General features: G+C 68.1%; 8 protein-coding genes. 5 read left to right on the top strand and 3 right to left on the bottom strand.

Translation table 11 applies throughout. The features are described 5' to 3' along the window. Positions 1-6: 6 nt before the first annotated feature. Positions 7-1,353, bottom strand: coding sequence for a hypothetical protein (locus tag A5709_RS11360; RefSeq protein WP_068011574.1), 1,347 nt, complete (start codon positions 1,351-1,353; stop codon positions 7-9). A gap of 71 nt (positions 1,354-1,424) precedes the next feature. Next, positions 1,425-2,816, bottom strand: coding sequence for a condensation domain-containing protein (locus A5709_RS11355; protein ID WP_068011568.1), 1,392 nt, complete (start codon positions 2,814-2,816; stop codon positions 1,425-1,427). A 929-nt stretch (positions 2,817-3,745) separates the two neighbouring features. Here A5709_RS11355 and A5709_RS11350 point away from each other — a divergent pair. Further along, positions 3,746-4,492, top strand: coding sequence for a maleylpyruvate isomerase family mycothiol-dependent enzyme (locus A5709_RS11350; protein ID WP_082953468.1), 747 nt, complete (start codon positions 3,746-3,748; stop codon positions 4,490-4,492). A gap of 87 nt (positions 4,493-4,579) precedes the next feature. After that, positions 4,580-5,197, top strand: coding sequence for a TetR/AcrR family transcriptional regulator (locus A5709_RS11345; protein ID WP_068011569.1), 618 nt, complete (start codon positions 4,580-4,582; stop codon positions 5,195-5,197). Between the two features lie 2 nt (positions 5,198-5,199). Here A5709_RS11345 and A5709_RS11340 read toward each other — a convergent pair whose 3' ends face one another. Continuing rightward, positions 5,200-6,852, bottom strand: a complete 1,653-nt coding sequence (locus tag A5709_RS11340) for a (2,3-dihydroxybenzoyl)adenylate synthase (protein ID WP_068119933.1) — start codon at positions 6,850-6,852, stop codon at positions 5,200-5,202. A 97-nt stretch (positions 6,853-6,949) separates the two neighbouring features. Between A5709_RS11340 and A5709_RS11335 the strand changes: the two genes are divergently transcribed. The 3 genes from A5709_RS11335 to A5709_RS11325 all read left to right on the top strand — a co-directional run. Further along, positions 6,950-10,462 carry a non-ribosomal peptide synthetase gene (locus tag A5709_RS11335; protein WP_068011577.1) on the top strand — a complete coding sequence of 1,171 codons (3,513 nt, stop codon included), beginning with the start codon at positions 6,950-6,952 and terminating at the stop codon, positions 10,460-10,462. Next, entirely contained in the window at positions 10,459-11,223 is a 765-nt protein-coding gene (locus A5709_RS11330) for a thioesterase II family protein (protein WP_068011571.1), read from the top strand. The genes A5709_RS11335 and A5709_RS11330 overlap by 4 nt, the downstream gene beginning before the upstream one ends. Next, positions 11,216-12,307: polyketide synthase (locus A5709_RS11325; protein ID WP_068011576.1), on the top strand; the 1,092-nt coding region annotated here is incomplete at its 3' end. The genes A5709_RS11330 and A5709_RS11325, both read left to right, overlap by 8 nt.

Raw genomic sequence — 12,307 nt, 5'->3', positions numbered from 1 at the left:
CCACCATCAGAGCTGGCCTTCGTAGACGGTTGATGCCCCCAGCTTCAGGTCGGCCAGCGCGCTGCACGCGAGCTCGCGGGCTTCCGCTGCGGTGTTGCCGGCGCCGTCCTGGCACGCGATGACGTTGAGAAATCGGCTGCCGTTGATCGTTCCAGTGCTGCAGAACAATTGGCCACGGGTCTGCTCGATGCGGCGGCGTGTGATGCCCTGCTCGGCCAGCCGGATGGAGACCTCGGCTGCATCCGCACCATCGATGCGGCCAAAGGCGGGATCTAGGCTTCCGAGGTTCGAGCACCCGACCGGAAGTTGGCCGGTTGACATGGCGATGCCTTCGGCGTGGCGGACGAGCCAGCGTGGTGTGAACGGAACGAGCGGCAATCCCGCGAGCATTTCGTTGGGCTTTAGGTGCAGCGACGTCAGCATTCTCTTGATATCGGCCCGCACGCAACTCAAGTCGTGGGCCACCGCTGCGGCATCGACGGCCAGTGTGATTGAGGTCAGTGCATTGGCTCGGTCGTCGTCGCTGGTGCGATCGCTGACGGGGAGTACCACCGTCACCGCGTTCCCGTCTGGAAGCACCCTGCCGATTCGATGCGCCAGCCGGGCCGCGAATGCGACGAAGAGTGTGTTGCTGCTCCCGTTCAGATTGCGCGCACGGGCGTCCCATGCGGCGGCGTCGGTTTGGATCGTCACCGATGGGAGTCCCGTCGGCTCATTATTTACCGCTGAGAGCGCACCGGGCCGGTGCGCCCCGGGCGCAGGCCGGGAACGGGATGAAGCCTTGAGCAGGATCACCACGGTCGCGATCAGGGCGCGGATGACCACCGGCAGGGAACGCACCGCATCGGCCAGGTCCTCGGAGACGGCGCGCGCCCGGCTGCGTGAATTCGGCTGTGGGTAGCCGCGATTGCGTCTCTCCTTGTTGACCGCCTCGGTTACCGCCGATATCGCCGCGAGCCCATCGACGACGCAGTGTGATGACACCAGGGTGACCGCCGCGCCGCCGTCGTCCAGCGGCAGTACGCCCAGATGAAACGTAGGGCCGAACTCGGGGTCGACGGGTACCTGTGCGCGTCTTTCGATCCACGCGCCGATCGCCGACCGCGGTTGTCGCGGCTCCAGCGCGATGTCGGGTGAATGGTTGTCGAGCACCCAGCGATGACGACCGAATGGCAGCGGTGAGCGCTCGATGCGCCGTCCGAGGAGGCCGGCACCGAGATCGTCTTTGAAGGCGCGCAACTCGTCGATGTTCACGTCCCGGTCGTACACCCACGTGCATTGCACCGTGCTGCCTTGACCGGTGGCCCGCAGCCGTAGGAACGCGGCCTGGTCCAAAAGCGCCAGCCGCATCACCGGCAACTTAGGATGGGCATGGGGCGTCGGCCCACCCGCACCGAAACCTTTGGCCGGCGAAAACAAATGCATCAGGCATGGTTGTGCGGCCCGGCGTCGGACACCCGGGTGAACTCGGCGCGCATGGTCTCGACATAGCGCCGGACGGACGCGCGCGCGATGTCGGTGCCCGGGTAAGCAACCACCAGTTGCGTTCCGTCGTGCATGCGGTTGACCCACATGCACACCGTCTCGGACAGCCGGTTGTCTCCCCAGATCCCGGCCTGCAAACCATCGAAGTAGTCACCGAACGGCAGCTTGCGAATGTCGATGTAGGACAACATCGGCACCGGTCGGTCGGGAACCTCGAAGTGGCCTGCCGAGCCGGCCGGCGTCTCGAGCAGGTGGTAATAGGGCACGCCGCCGAGGGCCGCGTTGGCGTCGAACGACGCCTGGGCGGCGCTGACCACTTCGTCGAATGACGCGCCGGCGGTCGGAATCGCCAGCGGGACGAAACTGGCCAACCAGCCGACCGCGGTGGCGTGGGCGGGATCTCGCCGGTTATCGAACGGGGTCAGTCCGAAATATGTGGCCGCTCCGGTTAACCGATGCTCGGCCAGGGCGGCGCAGGCGAACACGCCGCCGCTGAAGCGTGCTCCCGCGGCACGGCACGCGGCCTCGAAACGCCGGCCCTGATCGTCATCGATCAGCTCGAACACGTCGATGGCTCCCGGGGTATCCGCGGACGGCTCGCCCAGTGCCAGTGGAAACCTCGGCAGCGCACCATTGTTCGCCGAGAGGAAGGCGTGCCAGCGCTGGATTTCGGGCGATTCGTCATCGAGGCTCGCGGTGTAGGCGCGCTGCTTCGCGCTGAATTCACGATGACTGGCTGCGGGCGCCAGCGCGGCCTGCCCGTTCTGCAGCGCGCTGAAGTACGCCGTCTGAACGTCCAGGAAGATCACGCCGGCGGACATACCGTCGGCGCGCAAGTGGTCGACGGCGATGTAGATGGTGAACCGGTCCTCGCCTTGGACAATTCCGAAGCTGAAGCAGTCCCATTGCAGCGGATCGGGTGTATCGAGGATGAGCTTGCGGATCTGAAGAGGAGCCATTTCCCCGAGATCCGTTGGCGCAAGCGTGATGTTCTCCGGGTCGGCAATGACGTAGCGGAGGATTTCGTCGTTGTCGGAGAAGGCAAACCGATCGTGGTAGACATCGTGTCGCCGCACGTGGCTATTCAGCGCTTGCGTCATCGCATCGATATCGCAGACGCCCCCGATCTCCCAGGCTCCGATGCACAACCGAGGGATATCGCGGCCGAGGCCGACCTGGCGTCGGTAATAGCGAAGATGCTGGGACTGCTGGTAACTGACCGGGGCGGGGTGGTATTGCGCTTCTGCGGCCCGCGCGTAAGTGTTCGCGGTGGGATACCAAGATACGACGGTGCCCTCGGCTGTCCAGTCGTCGACCGTGCCCAGGAACATGCGTTACCTTTCCTCGTCAGTTGGCGACGCCAGTCGGATGACCCTAACGCGCCCGCGCGTGAGTTGCTGTATGACGCTGAGTCGCCGAGCGGGTTTTATTTCGCGAACCCGGAAAGCGCCTTTCACTAGCTGCGTGGAATGTGCATCAGTGATTTGGCTCACTCTGGCTTGAATTGACCCCGCGCATGCCGGCAACCAGGGCGAATGGCCGACACGCTGACCGTCGCGCGGCGCAAGCATAAAGGTCCCCCTCGAGCCCGACAAGCGCACGGGGATTCACAGGACCCGCACGATTGCCATCGTCTTGCCGTGCAAGAGCCAACCGGCACGCGGATTCGTTTGATGCGGCGCGCGGTTAACTCCGGACTACTGCTCAAACAAGCCTTTATCTCGACGCCACTGACCCAACGCGACGAATACTCACCGATAGCGAGCGCTATCTTGGCGATCCCATTCGTGCAACTTTCAGGCCCCCGAAACGACGCCTCGAACACCATATCCCAGGCAGGGTTACGGCGGAATAGTACCAGCCAAGGAATTTTTCGGTCGCGATCATCCAGCGTGCGATCGCCTATCCAAAATCCGAAAGGGGTCCTGCGCGGCCGTCAGTGTTGGCTGACACCAACGGCTTTCGCGGTAGCGGTCAGTGTTGTGCGAAATGGCCTGCTGATCAGGGGGATTGGCCGAACTCGGTGGGGGTCTCGCCGCACGCGGAAGCGCGCATGGCGCCGGCGCGCCTTCGCAACGTCGCAATTCGAGCGCCGAGCGTCACGCCAGCGTGACGGCCCGGGCCGAGCGCCACGCTGGCGTTGACGCTCGGCGTGAAGTCGCAAGTCGCCAACCCGAACAAACCCCCCCGATGACCACTTGACGCCATACATACAGCGTGTATGTTCATACATACGGTATGTATGAAAGGGGATGAGTTCATGACGGCCACGCTCGACGCGATAGCGGAGGAACGCGCAACCGTTCTTAAGGTTTGCGCGCAAATGCCTGACTCGATGTGGGCGGAGGACAGTGGGTGTGCTGGCTGGTCGGTCCAGGATCTGGTGTCGCACATGGCGTGTAGCTACTGGTTGGCTGTCGATCCGTCGACGCTGCCCGATCCCGGCGGCCTGCCCGCCGAACGCGCGGCCGACCTTTACGTCGAGTCCCGCCGTTCCATGACCCCGGCGGAGGTCGTGGCCGACTATGAGTCGGTCAGTTCGCGCGGGCTGGACGTCCTCGCCGCGGTCGAGGGCCAAGATATCGAGATACCGATCGGCGACGTCGGGACCTATCCGGCCTCCGTCGTGCCCACGACTTTTGTCTTCGAGTCCTTCATCCATCTTCGGTACGACTTGTTCGCCCCGGACGGACCGTTGCGGTCGGATCCGCCGCCCGTCGACGAACTACGGCTTGCCCCCACGCTGGACTGGATCGAGGCTGCGCTGCCGCAGCAGAACACCCACCTGATCAACGATTTACGCGTCGGGGCCGAGATCCGCCTCGACGGGTTGTGCGCCCGGACCCTGCGCCTCGGCGCCCAGGGTGATGTGGCCGCGCGTATCACGTCCGATTCGGAAGCGTTCGTGCGATGGATAACCCAACGCGGTGCGTGGGAAAGCCTCGGCGTTCAGGCCGAGGGGGACCCGTCCGCTTTGGAGATCATCCGTCAGCTAAGAGTGTTCTGAACGACGCTGCCTTTAGCGCTATCGCACCCCGCGACCTTCATGCGGTATGTATGACATGCATACGTGGGTGTGAAAGGTGAGGGTCGCATGGCGCAGGACGGTCGCCGTACGCAGGCGGAGCGCGCCGCGGATACGCGCGGCGCGTTGATCGGCGCCGCCCGGCCCCTGTTCGCATCGTTGGGATTCGCCGAGGCGTCCCTGGAGACGATCGTGCGCGACGCCGGGGTGACGCGCGGCGCGTTGTACCACCACTTCGCCGACAAGACAGAGCTATTCGCGGCGGTGTTCGAGCAAGTGGAGGGCGAGATGGCCGCGCGGATGGGGGAGGCCGTCGCGGCCGCGGGGGAATCCGATCCGGTTGAGATCATGCGGCTGTGCGCGGGCCTGTGGTTGGACGCGTGTGCCGAGCCGGAGATCCAGCGCATCGTTTTGCTGGAAGCGCTGGCGGTGCTGGGCTGGGAACGCTGGAGCGACATCGGGCACCGATACAACATCGGATTCGTGACGGCGCTGCTCACCGACGCCATCGAGTCCGGCAGCATCCCGCCCCAACCCGTCGAGGCCACGGCCCTGACAGTCATGGGGGCGTTGCGCGAGGCAACGCTCTACATTGCCCGCGCGGACGATCATCGCCAGGCAAGGGCGGATGCCGGCGCGGTGATGGACAGGATCCTGGAAGCATTGCGGGCCAAGCACATCGGCTGAGGTCACCTCGGCAGGGCCGAGATCTGGCCGGCGATCGCCTTTTTGTCGATCTTGCCGATCGGTGTGGTGGGCAGTGTTGACATCGGCACCAACGCGTCGGGCCGGGTGTGGGCGGCCACCCCACGCCGGTCGAGGTATGCGTTCAGTTCCGCCAGAGTCATTGCCGGCCCGGTGAAAACAACCGCCGCGCAGATCTTTTCGCCAAGATACGGGTCGGGCAACGGCACCGCTGCCGCTGAGAAGATCGACGGGTGGCTGAGCATCTGCTCCTCGAGGTCCGCGGCGGAGACGGTTTCGCCGCCGCGGCAGATCACGTCCTTGACCCGCCCGGTGACCGTTAGATACCCATCGTGGCGGAGCCGGACCAGGTCACCGCTGCGGAAGAAGCCGTCGGGATCGAAGCACCGTTGGTTCTCGCGCTCGGCGCGGTAGTAGCCGTTGAGCGTGTACGGGCCTCGTACCAGCAGCTCGCCTTCCTCGCCCAGTTCCACCGGTTCGCCGTCGGGGTCGACGATGCGCAATTCGTCGGCCTCGCACAGCGGCCGCCCCTGGGTGAAATCGGTGAGCTCGGGCGGATCGCCGGGGCGGGTGTAGTTCAGCAGTCCCTCCGCCATCCCGAACACCTGCTGCAGCCCCGGGGTCAACGCGGCGCGGATCAGTCGGGCGTCGTCGGCCTCCAGCTTGGCGCCGCCAACTTGCAAGAGCCGCAGGGACTTCGGTGTTGCCGGCTCCCACTCGCACGCCTGCGCCCACAGTTTGGCCAGGGCCGGAACCAGGGCGGTGACCGTGACGCCGTGACGCTCGATGGCGGCGAAGGCGGCCTCGGGGCTGGGGTCGGTGCCGAACACGGTGGTGGCGCCCACGGTCATCGAGCCGAGCAGCCCGGGACACGCCAGCGGGAAGTTGTGGCCGGCCGAGAGCAGCACTAGATAGACGTCGTCGGCCGTGAGCCGGCACAGCTGGGCGCTGGCGGTCGCGTTGAACACGTAATCGTCGTGGGTTCGGGGGATGAGTTTGGGCGTCCCGGTGGTGCCGCCCGAAACCAGCAGCAGCGCAGGCGATCCCGGATCGCGTGCCGGCACCCGGGCTGGGGCGGCGGCCCGATCGCAGAGTTGGGTCCATGAGGTGAACGGGCCGGGGTCGCCGTCGACGATGACGTGCTCGAGCGTCGGGTGGTCTTGGACGAGTTCGCGCGCCATGGCGCGATAGTCGAAACCGTTTGCCGCATCGGCGATCACCAATCCGGCGGCTTGGCTGACGGCGGCGAAGTGCCCCAATTCGGCGGCCCGGTGGCCGGGCAGGCACATCACCGGGATGGCGCCCGCGCGCATCAGCCCGAACAGCGCCACCGCGAACTGGCAACCGTTCGGAAGTTGCAGCAGCACCCGGTCGCCCGGTGCGATGCCCAGAGCGTGCAGCCCTGCGGCGGCGCGGCCGGCGCGCGCGTCGAGCTGGGCATAGCTCAGGGCCGCACCGTCCGCGGCGTCGAGCACGGCCGTTCGGTCGGGCCAGCGCTGTGCCGCGTCGCTCAGGATGCTGTCCAGCGTGCGGCCCGCCCAGTAACCGGCCGCCCGATAGGCCGCGGCCCGATCGGCGGGGAACGGCACGAACCCTTCGAGGGGCCCGGCCAGGGACGGTGGTGTCTTCGTGGTCATGGGTCCTTAAACCGGGGGCGTAGTAGCGGCGCTTCGTGAGTAAGGATAGGGTAACCAACGATACTTAGGGCAGCCTGTGCTAATCCAGGGAGGGTTCGTGGTGCGTGCCTCGGCGCGCTCGGAAGACATCCGGGCGCAGGTGGCCGAACTGCTCGGCGTCGGTGTCGACGACATTCACCCCAGCACCAACCTCATTGGCCAAGGCCTGGACTCCATCCGGATCATGACCCTGGCGGGCCGGTGGCGCCGTGCGGGCATCGCCGTGGACTTCGCCACGCTGGCCGAAACTCCGACCGTCGAGGCGTGGACCGCGCTGGTCGGCGCGGACTCGCCGGCCGATCCCGCCGACCAACGCCTCCCCGCGCAACCGGCGGGCGACGCGGGTGAGCCGTTCCCACTGGCCCCGATGCAGCACGCGATGTGGGTCGGCCGCCAGGACCACCAGCAGCTCGGTGGGGTGGCCGGTCACCTCTACGTCGAGTTCGACGGCGGCGCCATCGATCCCGAACGCCTGCGCGCCGCGGCCACGGCGCTGGCCCGGCGCCACCCGATGCTGTGGGTGCGGTTCCTGCCCGACGGAACGCAGCGGATCGTAACAACCGATGACGAATTCCCGGTCGCCGTCGAGGATCTGCGCCGGCAGGATGGCGACGAAGCGGATCGGCGACTGGCCGCGATCCGCAACGCCAAATCGCACCAGCAGCTCGACGGAGCGGTGTTCGAGCTGGCATTGACGCGCCTGCCGGGTGAACGTTCGCGCTTACACGTCGACCTGGACATGCAGGCCGCCGACGCGATGAGCTACCGGACCCTGATGGCCGACCTGGCCGCGCTGTACCTCGGGCGCGACCTGCCCGCGTTGACCTACACCTACCGGCAGTACCGCCGCGTGATCGAGGCGGAAGAGGCGCGGCCGCAGCCGGACCGCGACGCCGCCCGTGATTGGTGGGCGCAGCGCATCCCGCAGCTGCCGGACCCGCCGGCCCTGCCCTTCACCGGCGACCGCGGTTCGCGGACGAGCACCCGGCTCTGGCACTGGCTGGACCCGCGCACCCGCGACGCCCTGTTCTCCCGCGCCCAGGCCCGCGGGGTCACCCCGGCGATGACGCTGGCCGCCTCCTTTGCCAACACCCTGGCCCGCTGGTCGACCACCTCGCGGTTCCTGCTGAACGTGCCGCTGTTCGGGCGCCGGCCGCTGCACCCCGACGTCGACTCGCTGGTCGGCGACTTCACCTCATCATTGCTGCTCGACGTCGACCTCGCGGGGACCCGAACAGCGGCGGCGCGGGCGCGGGCGGTGCAGGACGCCATGCGGACCGCCGCCGCCCACTCCGCCTATCCCGGGCTGTCGGTGCTCCGGGACCTCAGCCGCCATCGCGGCACCCAGGTGTTGGCACCGGTGGTCTTCACCAGCGCGCTGGGACTCGGCGCGCTGTTCAGCCCCGAGGTCACCGATCAATTCGGGACACCCGCGTGGATCATCTCCCAGGGCCCGCAGGTGCTGCTCGACGCCCAGGTCACCGAGTTCGACGGCGGCGTGTTGGTGAATTGGGATGTGCGCGAGGGCATCTTCGCCCCGGGCGTCGTCGACGCCATGTTCGCCTACCACATCGACGAACTGCTCAGGCTGGCTTCCGCCGACGACAACTGGGACGCACCGGGACCGTCGCCGCTGCCCGACGCGCAGCGCGCCGTGCGCGACGCGGTCAATGGCCGCACCGCCGAACCCAGCGGAGAAGCGTTGCACGACGGGTTCTTTCGGCAAGCCGAGCGGCGACCCGACGCGCCGGCGATCTTCGCCAGTTCCGGTGACCTGAGCTACCAGCAGCTGCGCGACCAGGCACTGGCGGTGGCCGCCGCGTTGCGCGCGGCCGGCGTCGGCGCGGGCGACACGGTCGCGGTGATGGGGCCGAAGACCGCCGAGCAGGTGCCGGCGCTGTTGGGCATCCTGAGCGTCGGCGCGGCCTACCTGCCGATCGGCGCCGACCAGCCGCGCGACCGCGCGGAACGCATCCTGGGAACCGGCGCGGTGTGCTTGGCCCTGGTCTGCGGCGGGCAGCGGCTGGCACTGCCGGTGCCCGAGCTGACCCTCGCCGACATCCTCCGCGAACCGCCCATTGTCGCCGAAAACATCTCGGCAAGAGTCGATCCCGATGGCCTCGCATATGTGTTGTTCACCTCCGGATCGACCGGCGAGCCCAAGGGCGTTGAGGTGACCCACGATGCCGCGATGAACACGGTGGAGTTCATCGCCCGCCACTTCGAGATCGGTCCCGCGGACCGGTGCCTGGCCCTCTCCACGCTCGAAGGCGACATCTCGGTGATGGACATCTTCGTCACCTTGCGCACGGGTGGGTCGATCGTGGTGGTCGACGAGGCGCAGCGCCGTGACCCCGACTCCTGGGCCCGGCTCATCTACACCCACCAAGTCACCGTGCTGCACTTCATGCCGGGCTGGCTGGAGATGCTGATCGAAGTCGGACAAGGAAGGCTGTCCTCGGTGCGGGTCATCCCCACCGGCGGGGACTGGGTGCGGCCGGAGGTGGCGCGCCGCCTGAAGGCCGAGGCACCCAACCTGCGATTCGCCGGCCTGGGGGGAGCGACCGAAACACCGGTGCACAACACCATTTTCGAGGTCGACGATCCCGACGCCCTGCCGGCGGACTGGACCGCCCTGCCCTATGGGGTGCCGCTGCCGAACAACGCCTGCCGCGTCGTCAACGACGCGGGCGACGACTGCCCCGACTGGGTCGCCGGCGAGCTGTGGGTCTCCGGTCGTGGCATCGCCCAGGGCTATCGGGGGCGGCCGGACCTGACCGCGGAACGCTTCGTCGAGCACGCGGGACGCAGGTGGTACCGGACCGGCGACCTGGCCAGGTATTGGCCCGACGGAACGCTCGAGTTCGTCGGCCGGGCCGATCACCGGATCAAGATCAGCGGTTATCGTGTCGAACTCGGCGAGATCGAGGCCGCGTTGCGACGGCTGCCGGGGGTGGCGATAGCGGTCGCCGCCCTGCTTCCCGCACCGGGTGGCTCCGAGGTGCTGGCCGCCGCGGTGTGCCCGGAAGCTTCCGCTGGCGCCGGGCTGACGGCCGAGCGAGTTCGGGAGCTGATGGGCGAACTCGTTCCGGCGCATATGGTTCCGCGCCACGTCGCGCTGGTGAGACGCATCCCGTTCACCGATGCCGGCAAGATCGACCGTCGTGCCGTCGCCCGCGACTTGGGCGCCGAGGTCTCACGATCCGAGCAGCCGGGCTACCGCGCCCCGTCGACCCCGCTGGAATCCGCCCTGGCCGCGCTCCTCGGTGATCTCCTCGGCGTGGACCGGGTCGGGCGCGAGGACGACTTCTTCGCCCTGGGCGGCGATTCCGTGCTGGCCACCCAGGCCGTGGGTCGTATCCGGAGCTGGCTGGACACCCCCGACATCATGGTCGCCGACATCTTCGCCACCAGAACCGTTGCGGCACTGGCCGATTTGCTTACCGGCCGGGAGCGGGACGGCCGGCGCCTGGATCAGGTGGCCGAACTATGCCTGGAAGTCATTCACATGGACGCCGACGCGGTGCTGTCGGCTTCTCACCAGACCGGCGAAACCGGGACGGCTCGATGACCTCCGACCGGGTGCTCAGTGCGCCAACCGAGTTCGCCTCCTGGATCAAGCGGGTGCCCAGCGGCAACGACGGCCGGTGCACCGGCGCGACCGTGGTGTTTCCGCATGCCGGGGCGGCCGCGGCGAGCTACCGCGTGCTGGCGACCGCGCTGGCCGCGGGCGGCGACACCTACATCGTGCAGTATCCGCAGCGCGCGGACCGGCTGAGTCACCCGGCCCCCGACACGGTGCACGACCTGGCGCGAGGTTTGTTCGACGCTGGGCCGTGGAGCCGGGTGGCGCCGCTGCGGCTGTTCGGCCACAGCATGGGCGCCGTCGTCGCTTTCGAGTTCGCCAGGATCGCCGAATCCCACGACGTTGCCGTGCAGCGCCTGTGGGTTTCGGCCGGCCCGGCGCCGTCGGCCGTAGCGGCCATGCCGGAACTCCCCACCACCGTCGACGGATTACTCGCCGACATCGCCGATCTCGGCGGCACCGACCCCGAACTGCTCGCCGATGAAGAGTTCGCCGAACTGCTGACCACCGCGGTGCGCGCCGACTACGAAGCGGTCAACCGCTACGAGTGTGCCCCCGGCGTCCGCATCCGCGCCGACATCCGCGTCCTGGGGGCGCGCGACGACCATCGCGTCGATCCGTCCGCGTTGCGGCTCTGGGAGAACCACACCGCCGGAGCCTTCGAGTTGTTCTTGTACGACGGCGGGCACTTCTATCTCGACGAGCACATCGATGCCGTGGCGCGACGGGTGAATGCCGATGTCTGACAACGGGTTCACCGGCGCCTCCGATCCGGTCGCGATCGTCGGCATGGCCGTCGAAGCGCCCGGGGGCATCGACACCGCCGACAAGTACTGGGAGCTGCTGTCCCACGGCCGTGAGGCGCTGGGGCCGTTCCCCACCGATCGGGGTTGGCAGGTCCGCGAACTACTCGCGGGTTCGCGGCGCAGCGGTTTCAAGGAGATCCACGATCGCGGTGGATTTCTTTCCGGCGCAACCACCTTCGACCCGGAGTTCTTCGGAATCTCGCCGCGCGAGGCCGTCGCCATGGACCCCCAGCAGCGCGTGGTGCTCCGGGTGTCCTGGCGCGCGCTGGAAAACAGCGGCATCAACCCCGACGACCTGGCCGGGCACGACGTGGGGTGCTTCGTCGGCGCCTCGGCCACCGGATACGGGCCGCAGATGGCCAACTTCTCCCAGCACAGCGGTCACCTGCTCGCCGGGACCGCGCTCAGCGTGATCTCCGGGCGGGTCGCCTACACACTGGGATTGGCCGGCCCGGCGCTGACGGTGGACTCGTCGTGCGCGTCCGCGCTGGCGGCGTTTCACCTCGCGGTGCGCTCGATCCAGAACGGAGACTGCGACCTGGCGCTGGCCGGCGGCGTGAACGTGCTGGGTTCGCCCGGGTTCTTCGTCGAATTCTCCAAGCAGCACGCCCTTTCCGACGACGGTCACTGCCGCCCTTACAGTGCGCAGGCCAGCGGGACGGTGTGGGCCGAGGGGGCGGCGATGTTTGTGCTGCAACGCAAATCGGCCGCGCTGCGCGCGGGCCGCCAGGTTGTCGCCGAGGTCCGCGCCACCGCCGTCAACCAGGATGGCCGCAGCGCCGGGCTGAGCGCCCCCAGCGGCGACGCGCAGGTCCGCCTGTTCCGGCGCGCTATGACGCAGGCCGGGGTCCGGCCCGAAGACGTCGGGATGGTCGAGGGGCACGGCACGGGCACCCGCCTCGGCGACCGCACCGAATTGCGTTCGCTGGCACAAACCTACGGGGACACGACGTCCGGTGCCGGCCCCCTGCTTGGCTCGGTCAAATCCAACGTCGGCCACGCGCTGGCCGCCAGCGGTGCGCTC

It is taken from the genome of Mycobacterium sp. E1386 (assembly GCF_001672745.1).
GTDB lineage: Bacteria > Actinomycetota > Actinomycetes > Mycobacteriales > Mycobacteriaceae > Mycobacterium.
This window is presented reverse-complemented; position numbering and strand designations above follow the sequence as displayed.